The organism is Lysinibacillus sp. IITD104 (assembly GCF_036698265.2).
Lineage (GTDB): Bacteria > Bacillota > Bacilli > Bacillales_A > Planococcaceae > Lysinibacillus > Lysinibacillus boronitolerans.
This window is the reverse complement of the sequence record NZ_JBAHYH020000001.1, coordinates 2,912,748-2,932,643: the sequence shown is the minus strand read 5'-3', so window position 1 is coordinate 2,932,643 and position 19,896 is coordinate 2,912,748. Positions and strand designations below refer to the sequence as shown.

17 protein-coding genes are annotated in these 19,896 nt (G+C 37.8%); 13 read left to right on the top strand and 4 right to left on the bottom strand.

All coding sequences use genetic code 11. The features are described 5' to 3' along the window. The first annotated feature begins 52 nt into the window (after window positions 1-52). Genes nikB through V1L66_RS15015 form a run of 7 tightly spaced genes read left to right on the top strand, consistent with a single transcriptional unit; the run spans window position 53 to window position 7,621 of the window. Window positions 53-985: a nickel ABC transporter permease gene (gene nikB / locus V1L66_RS15045; protein ID WP_036077499.1), complete on the top strand. Its 933-nt coding sequence runs from the start codon at window positions 53-55 to the stop codon at window positions 983-985. Next, the gene (locus V1L66_RS15040) at window positions 985-1,887 is read left to right on the top strand and encodes an ABC transporter permease (protein ID WP_016991918.1); all 903 of its coding nucleotides are present in this window, start codon (window positions 985-987) and stop codon (window positions 1,885-1,887) included. Before nikB ends, V1L66_RS15040 begins: the two co-directional genes overlap by 1 nt. Before the next feature lie 8 nt (window positions 1,888-1,895). Beyond that, window positions 1,896-4,721 carry a M14 family metallopeptidase gene (locus V1L66_RS15035; RefSeq protein ID WP_258860625.1) on the top strand — a complete coding sequence of 942 codons (2,826 nt, stop codon included), beginning with the start codon at window positions 1,896-1,898 and terminating at the stop codon, window positions 4,719-4,721. A gap of 5 nt (window positions 4,722-4,726) precedes the next feature. Continuing rightward, window positions 4,727-5,341 (top strand): pyroglutamyl-peptidase I, encoded by a 615-nt coding sequence (gene pcp / locus V1L66_RS15030; protein ID WP_036077493.1) that lies wholly within the window; start codon window positions 4,727-4,729, stop codon window positions 5,339-5,341. Then, the gene (pxpB, locus tag V1L66_RS15025; RefSeq protein ID WP_312124492.1) at window positions 5,325-6,020 is read left to right on the top strand and encodes a 5-oxoprolinase subunit PxpB; all 696 of its coding nucleotides are present in this window, start codon (window positions 5,325-5,327) and stop codon (window positions 6,018-6,020) included. Before pcp ends, pxpB begins: the two co-directional genes overlap by 17 nt. A gap of 3 nt (window positions 6,021-6,023) precedes the next feature. Next, a complete protein-coding gene (locus V1L66_RS15020; RefSeq protein ID WP_315057280.1) occupies window positions 6,024-6,887 on the top strand; it encodes an allophanate hydrolase subunit 2 family protein in 864 nt (287 codons plus the stop codon). Beyond that, window positions 6,887-7,621 (top strand): 5-oxoprolinase subunit PxpA, encoded by a 735-nt coding sequence (locus tag V1L66_RS15015; protein WP_333005877.1) that lies wholly within the window; start codon window positions 6,887-6,889, stop codon window positions 7,619-7,621. Before V1L66_RS15020 ends, V1L66_RS15015 begins: the two co-directional genes overlap by 1 nt. A 40-nt stretch (window positions 7,622-7,661) precedes the next feature. On the opposite strand, the gene V1L66_RS15010 is transcribed toward V1L66_RS15015, so the two are convergent. Further along, entirely contained in the window at window positions 7,662-7,982 is a 321-nt protein-coding gene (locus V1L66_RS15010; protein ID WP_016991913.1) for a DUF4183 domain-containing protein, read from the bottom strand. Window positions 7,983-8,006: 24 nt separating this feature from the next. Continuing rightward, window positions 8,007-8,432: a DUF4183 domain-containing protein gene (locus tag V1L66_RS15005; protein WP_333005878.1), complete on the bottom strand. Its 426-nt coding sequence runs from the start codon at window positions 8,430-8,432 to the stop codon at window positions 8,007-8,009. Between the two features lie 245 nt (window positions 8,433-8,677). Between V1L66_RS15005 and V1L66_RS15000 the strand changes: the two genes are divergently transcribed. From V1L66_RS15000 to V1L66_RS14975, 6 genes are all read left to right on the top strand, one after another. Continuing rightward, window positions 8,678-12,289, top strand: coding sequence for a dynamin family protein (locus V1L66_RS15000; RefSeq protein WP_333005879.1), 3,612 nt, complete (start codon window positions 8,678-8,680; stop codon window positions 12,287-12,289). A gap of 10 nt (window positions 12,290-12,299) precedes the next feature. Beyond that, window positions 12,300-13,109, top strand: a complete 810-nt coding sequence (locus V1L66_RS14995; protein ID WP_258860621.1) for a sulfurtransferase — start codon at window positions 12,300-12,302, stop codon at window positions 13,107-13,109. A 925-nt stretch (window positions 13,110-14,034) separates the two neighbouring features. Next, entirely contained in the window at window positions 14,035-15,153 is a 1,119-nt protein-coding gene (locus tag V1L66_RS14990; protein ID WP_333006523.1) for a hypothetical protein, read from the top strand. Continuing rightward, window positions 15,146-15,700 (top strand): hypothetical protein, encoded by a 555-nt coding sequence (locus V1L66_RS14985; protein ID WP_258860619.1) that lies wholly within the window; start codon window positions 15,146-15,148, stop codon window positions 15,698-15,700. Before V1L66_RS14990 ends, V1L66_RS14985 begins: the two co-directional genes overlap by 8 nt. A 54-nt stretch (window positions 15,701-15,754) precedes the next feature. Beyond that, window positions 15,755-16,585 (top strand): MBL fold metallo-hydrolase, encoded by an 831-nt coding sequence (locus tag V1L66_RS14980; RefSeq protein ID WP_258860618.1) that lies wholly within the window; start codon window positions 15,755-15,757, stop codon window positions 16,583-16,585. Window positions 16,586-16,992: 407 nt separating this feature from the next. Next, window positions 16,993-18,195, top strand: a complete 1,203-nt coding sequence (locus V1L66_RS14975) for an NADP-dependent malic enzyme (RefSeq protein ID WP_258860617.1) — start codon at window positions 16,993-16,995, stop codon at window positions 18,193-18,195. Between the two features lie 100 nt (window positions 18,196-18,295). Here the strand turns inward: V1L66_RS14975 and V1L66_RS14970 are convergent, their stop codons facing one another. After that, complete coding sequence (locus V1L66_RS14970; RefSeq protein ID WP_333006524.1) at window positions 18,296-18,949, bottom strand: Yip1 family protein; 654 nt, start codon at window positions 18,947-18,949, stop codon at window positions 18,296-18,298. A gap of 146 nt (window positions 18,950-19,095) precedes the next feature. Then, window positions 19,096-19,782: a phosphoribosylaminoimidazolesuccinocarboxamide synthase gene (locus V1L66_RS14965; protein WP_004269355.1), complete on the bottom strand. Its 687-nt coding sequence runs from the start codon at window positions 19,780-19,782 to the stop codon at window positions 19,096-19,098. Window positions 19,783-19,896 lie beyond the last annotated feature (114 nt).

The window sequence follows — 19,896 nt, the reverse complement described above, 5'->3', positions numbered from 1 at the left end:
ATAGTATGCTTGTCATACTATCTCTTTCATTTCAAATTAGGAGGATGGAATTATGCTTTCCTATATACTACGACGTTTATCGCATACAGTGTTGGTGATAATTGCTGTCTCATTAATTATATTTTTCGCCATTCGTTTAACGGGGGATCCGGTAAGCATCATGTTCGGTGCTGGGGAACCTTCACAACAAGCAGTAGAGGAACTGACAGCAAAGTTGGGTTTAGATAAGCCTATTTGGGAGCAATATATCATATTCATGAAAGATTTAGTAACGCTTGATTTTGGTACATCGTATCGTTCGAATAGTCCAGTTTTGGAAATGTTGTTAGAACGAGCATGGCCAACACTAGCACTTGCTTTAGGGGGGATGACTGTAGCATTGTTAATCGCTATTCCTATCGGTATCCTATCTGCAGTTTATAAAGGCAAGTCCATTGATATTTTTGGTCGTATTTTTTCTTTATTAGGTATCTCTTTCCCTAATTTTTGGTTAGCGTTTATGCTAATCTTGATCTTTGCTGTTCAGTTAAAATGGTTACCTGTATCGGGCTTTGATGGGTTTAGCTCATTGATCCTTCCATCCATTGCATTGGGTCTGATTTTATCTGGTATTTTAGTTCGATTAATTCGTACCTCTATGCTTGAGGTGCTTAAAATGCAATATGTGACAACTGCTCGAGCAAAAGGAATTAGAGAATGGCTTGTCATTATTCGACATGCCTTTCGAAATGCCTTATTGCCAACTGTGACGTTTGTTGGGTTACAGTTCGGTGGACTTTTAGGGGGGGCTGTTATTGTAGAGCAAGTATTTTCTTGGCCAGGAATCGGAAGATTAATTGTTGATTCTATTAATCAACGAGATTATCCAGTCGTACAGGGTGGAGTAATTCTCCTAGCTCTTATCATGATTGTCGTTAATCTAATTGTGGATTTATGTTATTCATTAATTAACCCAAAAATACGCACTGGAAGAGGTGACAATTAATGACACAGATAATGGAAGCAGAAACAGTCGAAATAAAAAAGGTTAGTAGAATAATAAGTATTTTAAAGTTTATTAAAAATAATCCAACTGGGATAATCGGTCTATTATTAGTTGTCACGACTATTCTATGTGCGATATTTGCCCCTTATATTGCTCCACATGATCCAGGAGCAGCTAGCTTAGGACATCGTCTAGATTTGCCTAAATGGTTAGACGATACTGGTAAATCTCAATATTTACTTGGGGGAGACCAAGTTGGACGGGATTTGCTAAGTAGGATTATATATGGTGCTCGTATTTCCCTTTTGGTAGGGATTTGTGGTGTGCTCATTTCGTTAGTCCTTGGAACATTTCTTGGAATTGTGTCAGGGTATTTTGGGAAATGGATGGACGATTTAATCATGAGGTTAGCTGAAGTTCAATTAGGTCTGCCATTTATTTTACTAGCAATTGTAATTATGAGTGTATTTGGAACAGGGATTGAAAAAATCATTATTATTCTTGGACTTACATATTGGGTTAGTTTTGCTAGGCTAATTCGAGGGGAGATTTTAGCTCTAAAGGAACAAGAATATATACAGGCTGCAAAGGCAATCGGAGGCACACATTTTAAAATTATCCTTAAGCACATCTTACCAAATGTTGCTTCTTCGATTTTAGTGTTAGCAACGATGTGTATCGCAGAGTTTATCTTATTAGAGGCTTCACTAACATTTTTAGGGTTAGGTGTTGAACCGACAGTACCTTCGTGGGGCGGAATGTTAGCAGACAGTCGGAATTATATGACGTCAGCTTGGTGGATTTCTGTATTTCCAGGTATTGCAATTATGTTAACTGTACTAGGCTTTAATTTACTAGGAGATTGGCTACGAGATCGCTTAGATCCAAATATGAAAGTTTAGGTGATAGTGTGAACTCAAAAATATTTTCAATTTTATTTAATAAGAATGAAACCCTAAAAAAGCCTTCTTTATTTATAAACTTACCTACAAATCTTGTTCCAATCGGATTGATTGATTTTTGTGCGAGGTTAGGCTTAGAGTCAAATGAAATAGATTTTGATTTATTTCAAGCGTCTAATCAGCAGTACTCAATGGAATTTTTACAACATAGTAGTACATTTATTTCACAGAATGGATCTATCTTTACACTCTATTATGAGACTGAGTCTTCGCTGTCAACGTTGTTAAGTACGATAGCAAGTGAAGGAATGGCCGAAACGCATACAGATATTCCATCCTCTTATTATGAAAGTTTAAGTCATCTGTGGTCAGCCTATGGAACTGGTGAGAAGGACGAGGCACATCCACATCAGCATTTAAGTGTGAAAATTAATTTACAACAAGAAATCATGTCAAACGCCATTATAAAAGAAGTTTGCTATCTTGCATTACGTTTAGGACTGTATGCTACCTCTGTTTCTTTACCAGTTGTCACAGAAGATCATCGACAGTTCTCGATTGATATCAAGCAAGGAACTGAAAATTTCATAGAGTTAAGTTCTAGAAACGTTATTCAAATTTGTGGTACTAAAGATTGCTTACCGACTGTCCTACATTCAATAGCAAAAGAAAAGCATGTGTCTGAAGGTGGCTTATTTGGTGTTTGGGAGCTAAACGAAAAACAAGTAAATGTAGCAGATTTGTTGTATGAAACAACATGGGAAGATGAATCGGAAGCATCGTATATTTTAAATGCTTTGCAAGATGAACCAAATAAAATGCTTGATGCTGAAATCTATCTTACAGCTTCTAAAAAAAATCGAGATGAATATTGTTTAGATTTGTATAAGAAATTTTCAAATTTAAAGACAATTACAGTTCGCTCTGCGTTTAAAACAGGGTTATACTGGATATTAGAGGAAGTACTTCCATCTGTTTCGGGTCATTTTGAACAAGTAAAAATAATATGTAAAGATGGGGTTAATCAAAATGGTTTAGAACAACATAATCGCTGGATTATGGAACTTTACCCAGTGGATGAATTGATTGAAATGCAATATGGCATACCGAAAGAAAATGTACAATTTGAGCTTTCAAGCACACAGCAGCACATCTATAGTGTCTATGTTGATGATCTATTAATTGCTGAATTAAATCCGCTGATTAGTGAATTGGATTATGTTGATGGTCAGAGAAAAGTCTATCCAACTACAGCGGGGTATAGGTTATTTGAAGATGGGAAACTGGTTCAAGAAAATGCAATATTGTCAGATCGTGAGCGTTTCTATAAAACGTATATCAATGAGTTTCTTCCTCAGATAGTGGGAAAATTAAATATTGATGTAACAAATCGTGATCAAGGACAATTGTTCCCTTTATTTGATCGCATCGAAATTGACTTTACTTCATCTGGAATTGAAGAAGAATTAAACGTGAAGCAAGAAGCAAACTCGTCCTTTGAAGCGTTATACGAAGACCTTTATTTTAACACGCTTGATTATTTTAATGAGCTCGGTCGCCGATTAGTTAATCAACCTTATCAAGCTCCTGGTGGTATTATTCCCTTTATTCATATAGAGGAAAATATTTATAAGCCTATTAAAAGTGTAATACGGGCATACAAATGGCATGAAAAAACCAATTTAGTTCCAGTTACAAAAAGAATTTTATTTAACCAAGAGGGGCAATTTGAAACAGTAGAAATGTATTTAGGTAATTATCTGAAAGTAATGGAAATGAATGATAATTTAAAATACAAAATTAAAAATGTTTATCAACTATCAACGCGGTATCAAAATTATTCTGAGGTCAAACTAAATTATGGGGATATATCTTACAAAGGGAATGTCATTCCATTTTTTGAAGTGACTGAGCCTATTACTAGTGACTTTTATTCAGGACTTAAAAAATCGGATGAAAAGCATACGATTGTCTTTGAAGCGGGCCATCATCCAAACGAAGTATCTAGTACACCTGCTATATTAGAGCTCATGGAAGATATTATTTGTCACCATCCTGAAATCTTAAAAAAGATTAATATAATCATTATTCCGCTATCAAATCCAGATGGTTATGAAATAATGGAGAGCTTGACAAAAGAACATCCAAAATGGAAACATCATGCTGCAAGATTTAATGCGGTAGGTTTAGAGTTTGCCTATGTCAAATTCCAAGAAAGTGTATTTGGTGAGGCAAATGTTTTACCACTTATCTTAAAAAAATGGGCACCTGATATAGTGATTGATGATCATGGAATCCCTGCTCGTGAATGGGTTCAACCATTCGCAGGATATGCGTGTCCACCTATTTTCCCTGTTTCTTACACGCTTCCAAGTGCTAAGATCTACGGAATTGGTCGATATGCGGATTATGATACGAGGGAAGTCCAGGCTACGAATCTAGAACGAGTAGCTGAAAAAGTGAATATGATTTTTGAGGGTACAATATTTGCCCAAGAAAATGCATATTGGCGTGAACGCTACTATAAATATGGCACAAAGTGGGATCCACAAAAGTACCCAATTGAAGAAATGGGAAATATAAATTTTTATCGAAGTATGGAAGTTACGCCAACATACTCATCTGTAAGTATATTACGCTACCCGCAGTGGGTGGCTCTAGATATCATTTCTGAAGTGTCTGATGAAATTGTTTATGATGAAGAATTAACTTCTTGTATTGAAGCACATAAATTATTTAATCAAGCTATTATTGAAGCAGCACTTTCTACTAAAGTAAATAAAATTAAACAATTTGGACGCTACTTTAAAAAACGTCCGATAGAAATCAGGTGACAAATATGACAAAAATATTAGTAACAGGGTTTGAACCATTTCTTGATTTTAAAATAAATCCAACAATGCAAATTGTGGAAGCATTAAATGGAAAGAAGATAGATAGCTATGATATCGTCGGACGAATTTTATCTGTTGATTTTCAGCAATCAGCGGAGCAATTAAAACAACATATAGAAGAAGTGAAACCACAAATCATCATTTCATTAGGGTTAGCAGGAGGACGTTTTAAAGTAACACCAGAGCGCATTGCCATTAATGTGAAAGACGGAGAGCCTGATAATAATGGCTATACACCCGTTGATGAGAGTATCTATGAGGAGGGGGAGGATGCTTATCTAACAAACTTACCGATTCGCAGTATGGTAAATCGTTTGCAGGGAGAAGGATATCCAGCGGAAATCTCCAATACAGCAGGTACATACTTGTGTAATAACATTATGTATGAGGGGCTTGCTTATGCCCAGCAACATAAAGGGGTTCGTGCTGGCTTTATTCATATTCCAGCATCATTTGAGCTGGCAATCCAACATGGCAAAATTCCCGGCTGGAATATCGGAGATTTGATAGCTGCAGTACAGCTTTGTATTGAGGAGACGGCACGTGCAACCAATCATTGATTTTCCTCATTCGATGTGGATTAGTCAACATACTATTCGTTTTGCATTCAAGGAGGAAATCTCCCACTCAAACTTTCACGCGGTCCAAACGTTTAATCGTTTTCTGAAACAGCAGCTACGACATAACCTAGTTGAAAGTGTTGCAAGCTACCATACAGTAACAGCTTATATTAAACAAAAAATAGATGTTGAACGTTTAGAAATGCAGTGGCTTGAGATGCAAGCCTCCACAACAATTGATAAAGGAACGAATCGATTTTTAAAAATACCCGTCTGCTATGATGAGGAATTTGCCTTAGATTCAAAGCGCGTCATGAATTTTACAGGTTTACCTTTTGAGGACATTAAAACATTGCATATGTCCAAAAGCTATTATGTGTATTTAATCGGCTTTTTACCAGGCTTTCCTTACTTAGGTGAGCTTGATTCTAAATTATTTGTGCCACGCTTACAGAAACCAAGGGCATCTGTATCAGCAAGCTCTGTTGGAGTTGGGGGTGGACAAACAGGAATCTATCCTGTCGATTCACCCGGTGGCTGGAATATTATAGGGAAAACACCGTTGGATTTATTTGATGTTCATGGCAAAGAGCCATTTTTATTTGAACTTGGTGATGAAGTTCAGTTTTATGAAATAACCAAACAGCAATTTTGGGAAATGAAAAGCAAAGGAGTGTAGCATTTGAAGCCACTTCTGCTCGTAACAAAACAAGGGGTTTATGGTAGCTTACAAGACAAAGGAAGGTACGGCTATCGGGCATTTGGTATTCCGTTATCTGGACCAATGGATAACCGATCGTTTCAAGCAGCTCAGAGAATCTTACATCACCACCATGATCAAACGTCTTTTGAAATGTTTGTTGGTGGTTTTGAATTTGAGGCGCTTGCTGATGGTGTTTATGTATTAACAGGGGGGCATAGTACATGCTTGGTTAATCATGTACCAATCGAAATGTGGAAAACATTCCATTTAACGAGGGGAGATAGATTAGCTATCAAGGGTGTCCATCAAGGCTCTATTGTTTACTTAACTCCATTAGGAGGTTTTCGTACCAACGATGAGCTTGGTAGCCAATCCTGCCTTCCGCTTGGCAATTTGGGAACACGGATTACAAAAGGAAGTATTTTGTATGGGCAGGTATCATCGTCTTTAAAATATAATAGAGGGCTATATGCACCCTATCGTCCGCATTTTGACAGTTCCATTACGGTTCGATTGTTTAAAGGACCGCACTTTCATTTATTTACAGAAAAGAGTCAGCAACAATTTTTACAAAATCCTTTTCAATTTATCGGCGGCAATCGTATGGGCTACTACATAAAAGGACCTGCCTTACAACTTCAGGAAATGAAAGATATACTGTCAGAAGCTACACAGTTCGGTACGATCCAAGTGCCGCAAAGTGGTGATCCCATTATCCTAATGGCTGATGCTCAAACAGTAGGAGGCTATCCTATTATTGCGACAGTTCATGAAGAGGATTTACATAAAGTAGCACAAATGCGTATGTTTAACACTATTCACTTTGTACTGGAGGAAGCATGATGCCAATTGATATTAATTGTGATTTAGGTGAAAGCTATAATGCTTTTATCACAGGTAAAGACGAAGCACTATTAGACTATGTAACTTCCATCAATATTGCATGCGGCTACCATGCTGGACATCATTCGATTATGCATCAAATTGTCCGTAGTGCCATTAATAAAAATGTTCATATTGGTGCACATCCAGGCTATCCTGATCGAGAGGGATTTGGTCGCCGCAATATGGAATGTAGCCCAGCTGAAATTTATGATATGTTAGTTTATCAGATTGGTGCCTTACAAGCATTTGTGCAGATTGAAAAAGGTACGCTTCATCATGTTAAACCACATGGCGCTCTCTATAATCAATGCGCGAATGACCGTGAAAAAGCGTTAGCTGTAGTCAATGCAGTGTATGATTTTAATCCACAGCTTATTTTATATGCCTTATCTGGTAGCCTCATCGTAGAGATTGCTAGAGACATAGGGCTTCCGGTATATGAGGAGGTTTTTTCGGATCGACGCTATAACGATGACGGCACATTAGTGAACAGACAGGAACCAAATGCCTTAATACAATCGGAAGAAGAAATGCTAGTGCATGTAAAAGGTATTTTGACTGCTAATGAAGTGTTGTCAGTCCAGTCCCGAAAAATTAAAGTTGCGGTGCAAACCTTATGTATTCACGGAGATGGCCCACATGCGCTAGACTATGCGAAAAAAATTGCAGGTCTTAGAAAGCAATTACAATAAAATGTAAGAATGGATGCCCTAAATAAGGCATCCATTTTATTTAGATTGTTGTCACTAGCTCCACAGCTTCTAGCACAATGGGCGTACCAGCAGAAAGTGTACCTGTGACAGTATTGAACGTTATTTCAGTTGTAGAAACTGTATAGGCACCACCCTCCTGAAGAACACCATTGATATATAAGTTATAGTAACCATTTGCGACTTCTGGGAATGCTGTTGCGGCTGTACCGCTATCATTTAAAAACGTTGTTGCAGCGACTGTTGTGCCATCTGCAATGGCTAGTGGTGCAGCTAAGACGTTAAAAAATCTTGTAGAACTACCTGTTACATTGACGTGAATATTAATAATGGAAAGTGCCACCCATTTCACCTCCTTTCATTTCCTTTATTTTGTTGTAAAGCCTAGCGATTCAATAATAATGGGTGTTCCTCTATACAATGTCGCATTATAGGGTACGATTGTCAGGGAGGCTGGGGTTACCGTATAAATACCGCCTTCCTGCATTACTGCATTAATATAAAGGTTAACGTAACCATTGGGTGAAAAAACGGCAAACTCAGTAACGGAATTTGCTTCATCATTCCAAAAGAGATCGGCTGGAAGAGTTGCCCCATTAGATAGATCAAGATCGGCTGTAACGATATAAAAATATCGTTGGATCGTTGGTATAACCGTTCCTTCTGGGACTATTTCAGTAGGAGGATTAATGGGTATGCCGCTAGTTGCCTTTATACGGGGCCAGATAAATCGATCCTCACAGTTACATGAGCAATATTTTTCAATGATTTGATGAGGCTTAGGATTCATCATATGGCATCACACTCCCTTCATAAAAAAATATAACTTTGCCCCGAATATGCTTACTATAAAATATGAAGTAAATACAAAAAGAACTAGTTGACCATCTATCATTTGGCATAGATTTTTTGTATAAACATGTTTTTGTAAGGATGGAAACGTTGGCATATATGCTTTAAATTAGTGTTATACTTTGCTAGTTGAATAAGGTAGAATACTAATTATGAATAATTAATGAAAAAGGGGTTACTGGTTTCATGAAAGATTTTGAACAACAATTGGAGGGGCTATTAAAGCAAGCCTCTTTGCAATACATAATTTATCAGCATAATGGTGATACAGAGCGTATGGATAAAACATCACTTTTTGCTCGAAAAATTCAGCAAAAAGAGTATGTGATTGGCTTTGCAGGCCATTTCTCTGCAGGGAAATCAAGTATGATTAATGCGCTGTCTGGTGAAAATCTACTGGCATCTAGTCCAATTCCAACAAGTGCGAACATCGTAAAAGTCCATAAATCAGAGGAAGACTATGCGATTGTTTACATGCACAATGAAAAGCCTGTAAAATTTGAGGCTGGCTATGATTTTAAAACAGTAAAAGAGCTAAGTAAAAATGGGGATTTAGTGTCACAGATTGAGATTGGACACAGTGCCTCTACACTACCACTAGGTGTCACTGTAATGGATACGCCAGGGGTAGACTCCACAGATGATGCACACCGCATGTCAACGGAATCAGCATTACATATTGCTGATATCGTATTTTATACAATGGACTACAACCATGTGCAGTCGGAATTAAATTTCCAATTCACAAAGCAATTAATGAAATATAATCCAAATGTTTATTTAATTGTCAATATGATTGATAAGCATAAAGATAATGAATTGAGCTTCGAAGAATTTAAAGCAACTGTTCATCAATCCTTTGCAGCATGGGGTGTTGTACCGAAGGGTGTTTTCTTCACATCATTAAGAGAGCCTGAACATCCACATAATGATTTTGAGGCAGTAAAGAAAATCGTGATGGACAGTATGAATGATTGGCAGGAGCAGCTTGTACAAACAGCTACGAATACATTGCGTTTATTGCAAAGCGAGCATGACAATTATTTAATGGAAGAAAGACAGGATCGTTTAGCAATTGATGAAGAAATTTTAAGTGCGGATGACTGGGCACACCATCAAGATATTTTAGAGCAATACAATAAATTAAATCGTCAGGTTGAATTATTCTCAGTAGAAGCTTGGAACGAAACGTTTGAGGAGCAACGTAAGGAGTTGCTCGCGAATGCTGCAATTATGCCAGCTGATTTACGCGATCGCTTACGCCTTTATTTAGAAAGTATGCAGGAAGGCTTTAAAGTTGGTGGGCTCTTTACTGCAAAGAAAAAAACAGAGGAAGAGCGAAACCGACGTAAAGAGGATGCGTATAGTGCCTATCAAAATGTGGTCCATGCACAAATCACGGGGCATTTAAAAGGCCTTATGAAAAAGGCATTGAAGGACGTTAGTGCATTAAACGAGGAACGTGCCGCTGCCATTGATGCCTATGTATTTGACTTACCTTTTTCATTAATTGAGCAGCAAGTTCAAACAGGCGCTATTTTAACAGGTGATGCTGTGCTAAACTTCGCTAACCGTGTCGCAGAAGCAACAAAGCGCTACTTCATTCAGGAGACAGATAGCTGGAAAAATGCGCAAGCGCCAACACTTGAAGCTGTAGCAACAGAAACTGCTGCACCGTCAAAATTAAAAATGGCGGGTATGCAGGACAAAGTAGATGCCATTAATGCAGTCCTTGAAATTGAAGGCTATCAGCAATATAGTGCAAGCACTATGCATCAAGCGAGCAATGAAATTCGTCAAGTTGCCAATCAACAGCTTACAAATTGGGAACAATCATTTAAGCAAGATTTAGCAGAAATTCGATTATTTGACGAGTCCATGTTGCAGCCAAAAGAGCAAATCGTCCAACAAGAGGAAGCTCAGCAAGCTATTAGTGCAACGACTCTACCAATCGAAGGTGTGATTAACCGTGCACTCCATACTGCCAATGCAGTCAAAGAGGTGCAAGGCTTTGCCGAAGTTGCCCAATACCTTGAAAATAAAGTAGAACGTTTACAGAAAAAGGATTTTACGATTGCTTTGTTTGGCGCATTTAGTGCTGGGAAATCTTCCTTCTCGAATGCTTTAATGGGAGCCAAGGTGTTACCTGTATCGCCAAACCCAACAACTGCGGCCATCAATAAAATTCGTCCAGTTACACCTGAGCACCCACATGAAACAGCGGATGTACAGCTTAAAACTGCAGAACAAATGCTAGAGGATATTCAAGGCTCCTATGCGGCGATTGGTTTGTCTGTCTCGTCATTGGAGGAAGCCTATAATCGTGCTGATGAAGGGCTTGCCGTTCAGTTAACGGACGAACGTTTAAATGTTCATAAATCATTTATTCGTGCCTATAAAGAAGGCTATCCAACCTTTAAGTCTGAGTTTGGCTCTATTCTTCGTGTAGACCGTGAAGAGTTTGAAAAATTTGTAGCACAAGAGAATAAATCTTGCTTTGTTGACAATATCGACTTCTATTATGATAGTCCATTAACACGTATGGGCGTGACACTTGTTGACACGCCAGGAGCGGACTCTATTAATGCCCGCCATACAGGCGTAGCATTTGAATATATTCGTAATGCTGATGCCATCCTATTTATTACGTACTATAACCATGCCTTTGCCAAAGCTGACCGCGAGTTTTTAATCCAGCTTGGTCGTGTGAAGGATGCATTTGAGCTTGATAAAATGTTCTTTATTGTCAATGCGATTGATTTAGCAACAACGGATGAAGAACAGGAAGATGTAAAAGGCTATGTACGCTCAGAGTTACAACGCTTTGGCATTCGCTTCCCTAGACTATATGGGGTATCTAGTCTTTTAGCGTTGAAGGAAAAGGTAGAAGGTGCCGATTTAACATCAGGTATGCCACCATTTGAAAAAGACTTCCATACATTCTTAAATGATGAATTGAGTGCATTAGCCGTTCAAGCTCTTGCAGAGGAAGTTGATAAAACAGAGCAACGTTTGGCGGATTTAATTGCCCAAACAGAGGAAAACTTAAAACGTAAAGATGAGCGACTAGAGGAATTAGCAACACTTGAAAAGCATATTCAATCGAAGTTCAGTGTGCTGAATACGAGCATGTTAGAGAGTGAAACAAAACAGGAGCTTGATGAGCTACTCTATTATGTTCTTCAGCGTGTTTATTATCGTTATCCTGAGTTCTTTAAGGAAGGCTACAATCCTTCTACCTTTGCTGCAATGCCAGCACAGCAAGCGTTGGAGCATGCATTAAAAGAAGTGATGCAAAGCTTGCGTTTTGATTTTACTCAAGAAATGCGTGTAACAAACTTCCGTTTATCGCAGTTCATTAGCAAAAAGATGCAACAACGTTTTAAAGATGAAGTCCGCGAATTAAAAGAGTTAAATCGAAGCTTCTCATTCCTAGCCTTTGAATCTTCTGAGCCAAATTTATTGGATTTTGAAGGACCGTTTGCGGATATTTCCAAATATGCTAGCGTAAAATCTCATTTCCGCAATCAAAAAGCTTTCTTTGAAAAGAATGAAAAAGTGAAGCTGAGTGAGGCATTAGAAGCTGTAACAAAACCAGATGCACAAGATTATTTAGATGCACAGAAAGTTTCTCTCATGACATGGGCGATTACGTTTATTGCAGAGGAAGCCGAAAAATTACGTTACTATATCTATCATCAAGCGCTTGAACAAATTGACACAGAAAGATTAGCCTTACAAGAAGAGAGCCGTTTAGCTTCTTGGAAAGCGATTTACGCACAATTACAATACGCATGAGGTGATTCCAATGGGAAAAGTATTCAAATCAGTGGATGAAATTCAGTTTGATAACGTCCGTTTTATCGATGCTCGTTTCGATCTTCAGGACAAAGAGGCTGGCAAAAAGGCATTCGAGGAAGGTCATGCTACTGGTGCTATCTATATTGATTTAGAACAGCAGTTATCGGATATGGACAGCAAAGACGGTCGTCATCCGATGCCAAGCAAAGAAAAATTGGCATCCGTTTTTCAAGAACTAGGATTACGCTATGAAGATCAGATTGTAGTTTATGACCAAGGAGCAGCTCCATTTGCCCCACGCGCCTGGTGGATGCTTACCTACGCTGGTTTCCCAAATGTAGTGATTGTCAACGGAGGTGCCCCTGCGCTTGAGGCGAAAATTCCTTTTACCAAGGATATTATTAAATATCCACCAACCATCATTGAGTTTGATTGGAAAGATGAGCTTTACGCACCACGCCAAGCCGTAAAAGCCATTGTGGATGGAGAGGTGAAAGCCACTTTACTCGATGCGCGTGCTGCTGAACGGTATAGAGGGGAAGTAGAGCCATTGGATAAAGTAGCTGGCCATATCCCAACTGCGAAAAACTTTGACTGGGAGCAATTGAAGTCAAATGGTCAACTAAAGGCAAACGATGCATTACGTCAAAAAGTTACACCTGATGAACAGGTTGTTGTTTACTGTGGAAGCGGCGTAACCGCCTCTCCGCTTTATGCTGTATTAGCAGATGAAGGCTATGAAAACATCCAATTATATGTAGGCAGCTTCAGTGATTGGATTACAGAATATGACGTGGAAAAAGGCACAAACGAATAACAAGAAACGCTCACTTCGGTGGGCGTTTTTTTTTTATGCAATGCGGTAGATAGAGCGTAAAGTAGAGGTTAGAATTTAATGTAGCGGATAACCCCTTCAGATTGGCGGATAAGGAAGAAAAAGTGGAGGATAGAACATACAAAGTGACGGATAAAATTTAATGTAGGGGATAACCTGCTCAAAGTGGCGGATAAGGAAGAAAAAGTGGAGGATAGAATGTTCAAGGTGACGGATAAAATTTAATGCAGCGGATAACCTGCTCAAAGTGGCGGATAAGGAAGAAAAAGTGGAGGATAGAACGTTCAAAGTGACGGATAAAATTTAATGTAGCGGATAACCTGCTCAAAGTGGCGGATAAGGAAGGAAAAGTGGAGGATAGAACATTCAAAGTGACGGATAAAATTTAATGTAGCGGATAACCCCTTCAGATTGGCGGATAAGGAAGAAAAAGTGGAGGATAGAACATACAAAGTGACGGATAAAATTTAATGTAGCGGATAACCTGCTCAAAGTGGCGGATTAAAATGAAAAAGTAAAGGATAGCCCTTTTAAAGTAATGGATAGAATTTTATACTTGATCAAAAGGCAGATGCACTCATGTCGTACAGGAAGTCGCTTACCGTAGCTTTAAATACATACATTCTCTTCAAAATTCATCCTATTTAAAAACATGGTTAATAAGGATTGTCATAAAAGGAGTCAGCACTAGGTGAAGAACCACATGAAGAACTTCTTGAGAGGTGGGCGTTGGCAGATGTGATGACAAAGCTCAAAAGAGGAAAAGGATGTTATTTTGTTGAGATTTTCATGATTATACATTGTCTCAGGTGGTTCAGGTATTGCAGCTTAAATTAGGGACGACGAAAACCATTTTGTATCGTGCATTAAAAAAATTAAAGCAGGTACTGGAACAGGAGGGGCAAGGTTGAACAATCTAAAAAAGCAGATGGATCAAATAGACATTCCAGAATCGTTACATCAGCGTAGTCTACAAGGCATTGAACAAGCAAAAATAGAGCAGCATAAGCCTCAGCCGTGGGTACCTAAAGTCTTGACTATTGCTGTAACACTAGCAGCGTGTGTATTTGTGGCATTCATGGTGGGGGAGCAACACTTAGGTAATGATCGGGCTAGTGTGCTAAGGTCACAATTAGAAAATTTATCCCCTCCAATGTACTGGATTTTGGCTATTTTGTGCGTATGCATCATACTATTCAGCTCTAGGAAAAACCTTAAAGTGGGCACTGATCAGAAAAAGACGATTGGTGTTGCCATAGTTTTGATTCTAATGATCGGTAACAGTACGATTTTTTTACAACATCAATTAATAAAACCGATAGTGGTACCTACTGTAATTGAAGTTACAGATAGCTTACAGAATGCTTTAGAGATACGCTATATTACAAACAAAGATGACCATCGATATGTGAAATACTTGCAGGCAGAAGAAGTGCAATTACCAATAGTATATTATCAAACAGAGCAAGAAAATCTAGTGAATGGCTTTTATTATCCATTGGATACTTCTCAAGATTTACGCTATCAAAATATTCGCTTTGCTTTTTTTCAACTTGATGAGAGCACTATGAAAAAAGTGATGGCAAGCAAGAGTGTTTATCTTGTATTAAGTGATGGGATGAAATTACCTGCTCCCATTCGTTTTACGATGGAACCGTCCATTTATGAAAATCAGGTCATGCATGATAGCTTTAGTCAGTCCCAACATGATTCAGAGCAAATCATTTCATTTACCCTCCAACAGGATGCTGTTTTTGATGCATTTTATGTTCCACCTACATTACAGGGTAAAATATTGTTGAAAGAATGGAGATTAAATGATCAGCGCTACACGGCCAGTGATTTTCCTCTGTCAGTGACGAAAGGTCAACGATTGGATATAACTATTCAATTTAAGGAAGCCCCTTTAGACATCAATACGTCCATAGGTTTCAGTGGCCCAGATGGTTATTTAACTAAGCAATTATATTCGAAAGCGTATTTTACGACGAATTTGGTGAAAAAGGTGCGTGAAAACAATGATTGAATCTAAACAACAGGTAAAACTTTTACAATGGTTAGCTGTGGCCCTTTTTTTTCAATTTATCTATTTAAATGTTTTTAAATACGCTAATCTACTACAAGATATCCTTGTTTATGGGGCCTATTTAAAAAGTCTTTCATTCTATAAAGAAAAAACCCCTATCAGCAAATATATGGCTTGCGCTATGATTCTTACCTTGATGAGTACTTTCTTTTCTTCACATCTTCTCTTCTATTGGAGTACGGTATTAATTCAAGGAATTGATTTACTAATTATAATGGAATTTGGAAAAATTTTATTGAGCATTGAACAAAAACATGATGCACAGGGTCCAACTACACGAGTGATGAAAAAATATATTGCGATTTCCTTTGCTGTCATTATAAGTTGGACACTTTTAATAAATGTTACAAGTGATTGGCAGATGGGATTATTGTTCCTAGGCGCATTGCTTTTATTGGCTGTGAATATACGGTTGTTTCTTCATGTATTAGCACTTCGTAAACATGTAAAGAACAAATCTTATATTGTTACCTACTTGCAAAAATGACTCACCATTCATTTTATGCTACACTTTTTGTACAAGGGGTAAAGGGGGAGCAGGATGTTTAAACGGGAGAAAAGTATAGAGATTCAGCAGCATCACGGTGTACAATGTGCACACGGGAAAGTTGCAGTACATGGGATTGGCATGAGTGTATATAGCTTTTTTGTGGATGGGCTACTGATTGATACAGGTTCCTACTCACTGTCGCAGGAATTTCAATCCTTTTTTAAGGATATACCGATAGAACAATTGGCACTAACACATTCTCATGAGGATCATGCTGGAAATGCAGCATGGATTCAACGTCATAAGAATGTACCTATTTACATTCATCGTGATTCAGTCAATCTCTGTGCTGAGGATGGAGACTATCCACTTTATCGACAGGCATTGTGGGGGGAACGACCAGCATTTGTTGCCCAACCATTTGGTGAAACGTTACAATCGAACACAGCAACATGGGATGTCATTGAAACACCTGGGCATACTACAGATCATCTTTCTTTTTACAATCGGGAAACAGGGGCTATGTTTACAGGTGATTTGTTTATCCAGCCAAAGACAAAGGTTGTGCTTGATGAAGAAAACATTGTCCATACCTTGGCGTCTTTAAGGAAAATAGTAAACTATGATTTCGATGTCGTCTATTGCTGTCATGCAGGGTATATAGAGGATGGTCGAACGAAAATACAAGAAAAAATTGATTATTTGGTAGACATGGAAGGGAAAGTAAAGCAATTATTTATGCAAGGTTATTCAGTTGAAGAAATCACTAAAACAATTTTTCCTCGTGACTATCCGATTACAAAAGTTTCGGGAGAGCAATGGTCTTCCAAACATATCATCACGGCCTTTATTAATCATTTTACCCAAGAGTCCTTTATATAAGGGCTCTTTTTTTGCTTGTTAAGAATTTCACAAATACTTTGATCTGTATAATAAAAAACTTTGTGAAAAAATGTGAATAAATTGTGACAAAGTCAATAAGGACAATGGATGCGCTTACAAAAGTTTGTGAAAAAATTCTCATTTACATAAGAAAAATACTATGTGAAAAGTTGAACAGGCTAAATGGCTCTATGTGTACACTTTATAATGTGTTAACAACTGCATTAATTATCTTAAAATAATTGATTGTGAAATGTTTAATTTGACAGAAAAGTGTAATGAAAGTCATTAAATAATGGTTTTTTGAAGATTAAAATAAATTGACAGAAAATTCGTTGACTATATTTTCACAAAGTATTATGATTCTGAAATATAATAAAAATTCAAAGGGAAAAGGATGGGATGGAATGGACGTAATGAAAAAGGCATTAGAAATGCATGCACACTATAGCGGGAAATTAGAGGTGAACTCAAAGGTACCTGTACAAGATTCCTATGATCTTAGTTTGGCTTATTCACCGGGGGTAGCAGCGCCATGTGTAGAGATTGAGAAAAATCCTTCGCTTGTGTACGACTATACAATGAAGGGCAATATGGTAGCTGTTGTGTCGGATGGGACAGCGGTTTTAGGGTTAGGAGATATTGGACCAAAAGCGGCATTACCTGTAATGGAAGGGAAGGCGATTTTACTAAAGCGTTTTGCCAATGTTGATGCTTTTCCAATATGCTTAGATACAAAAAATACGGATGAAATCGTCAGCATTGTGAAGGCGCTTGCCCCGACATTTGGTGCGGTAAACTTAGAGGATATTTCAGCACCAAGATGCTTTGAAATTGAAGATCGCCTACGTCAAGAATGTGATATTCCCGTTTTTCATGACGATCAACATGGAACAGCGATTGTTGTAGGAGCGGCGATGATAAATGCTAATCGTATTGTGAAAAAGGATGTAGCAACGATGAAGGTTGTGATTAACGGTGCTGGTGCTGCAGGTATTGCGATCTTACGCATTCTTGTGCAAATGGGCTATAAAAATATTTATATGTGCGATACAAAGGGTATTATTTATGAGGGTCGTACAGAGGGGATGAATCCGATTAAAGAAGCGGTTGCTCATTTGACAAATCCTAATAAGCAACATGGTACACTGGAGGATGCACTAACAGGTGCAGATGTCTTTATTGGTGTTTCTGTAGCCAATCTATTAACGGAGGCACATATTGCGTCCATGAATGAAAATCCAGTTGTCTTTGCCTTAGCTAATCCAAATCCTGAAATTACGTATGAAAATGCCAAAGCATGGGGAGTACGTGTTATGGGAACGGGCCGTTCTGATTATCCAAATCAGATTAATAATGTTCTCGCATTCCCTGGTATTTTCCGTGGTGCTTTAGATGTGCGTGCTACGGATATTAATGAGTCGATGAAGCTAGCTGCTGTAGAAGCCATTGCCTCCCTTGTGAGTGATAAGGAACTAAAGGAAGAATATATTGTGCCTAAATCTTTGGACGAACGCGTTGTGGCAATCGTCTCACGCGCAGTAAGTGGGGCAGCTGTAGAATCTGGCGTATCGGAGCTATTCCAGCAAAGTACAGCACTATCTGTTTAATAAAATTTAAAAAAGCAGATAGAGAAAAGTTACAGGCTTTTTCTCTATCTGCTTTTATTATTATGCTGTGTCGATTAAACAAAGGCTTTATCTCGAGTTTTTACATCATGCCAACACCAATAATACCGATGAGTATGACAAAGAAAAGAACAAATAATACGATGAAGATAATAATGGCTGGAATAAAGATGGTGAAGAAAGCCATCCAGTTTGAAATTTGATGTGCTTCAGCGACTACACCTACAGAAATAACAAATGACCAAATCGTCACAATGATGCTTACTAAAATAGTTGGCCAAAAAATCCACGGTAATGAACCCATAAAATTAGGATCCAATAATGAATCGGGTGAAGTCATTAACCAAATAATATAAAGTGGAACCAGCACGATATATGGGATTGCAGTTAAGCTTAACCCCTTAAATAAGTCCGAGTAAGTCCCAGTACCTTTAAATAATTTCCCGAATAGCCAAGAGATGAGTGCAGAAATAGCTGTGCCAATCATACCTGCGATAGGAGCAAAAATGACACATAATAGGACTAAAAGCCATGGCGAAAAATCAGGAAGAAATTCTGAATCAATTAATCCAGACATAAGGGAGCCAATATAACCAATAGACAAAACCAAAATTGCAAAGCCGATAGATTTTTCATTAATCATATAACGAGTCGTTTGCTTTGGATGCATCCAAACCGATAAAAATGGATTTAGTTTTGACCTTTCTTCTTTTGATGTCTCATTCAAGTTTTCCATCAAACTACCTCCAAAATAATAGAATAATTGCTTGTTACATATAGTTAATATACGAGTGAAGTAAAGAAAAGTTTCATGGAAAATAAAAATAAGCCCACACATAAAAAAAGAGTCGTAATTGTCGACTCTTTTTAGGGTTGTTTCTATTATTCAGCTAACATAATTTTCTCAAGTTCTAACGGCTCAATATACTGATCACCTTTGTAAGCACGCATATTACCGCCTGAAATTTCATCGATTAATAAAATTTCATTCGTTTTCGCATCGCGGCCGAATTCTAATTTAATGTCATAAAGCGTTAAGCCTTTTTTAGCAAGCTCTGCCGCTACAAATTTGGAAATTTCAATTGTACGTTGTTTTAAAATGGCGTATTCTTCATGAGTTAACAGGTTTAACATCGCTAAAGCATCTTCAGAAATTGGAGGATCTAAACGATCATCATCTTTGATTGTTACTTCTACAAAGGAGTCTAAATCTTGTCCTTCCTTTACATAGGCACCATAACGGCGTAGGAATGAACCAACTGCCTTAAAGCGGCAAATCACTTCTAAACCGTTACCGAAAACAGTTGCCGGTTTTACTGTCATGGTTGCATCTTCGAAGTTAGCATCAACGAAATGAGTAGGAACCCCTTGTTCGTTTAATTTTGAATAAAAATAAGAAGTTAAACGTAAACCAGCCAAGCCAGCCCCATCAATTGTTAAACCAACAGTATTTGCACCTGGATCAAACACGCCGTTTTCTCCTGTAACATCGTCTTTAAATTTTAATAAATAATGACCATCTTCTAATTTGAACACATTTTTTGTTTTACCTGTATACAATAATTCCACAAAAAACCCTCCAATATTTTTCATAGTACTCTAAAATTATAACACGAATGTTCTAAATATTTAATGGTAAAAATGTTCGTTTAAAACGTTTATTTTGATGTTTTATAACGGAAT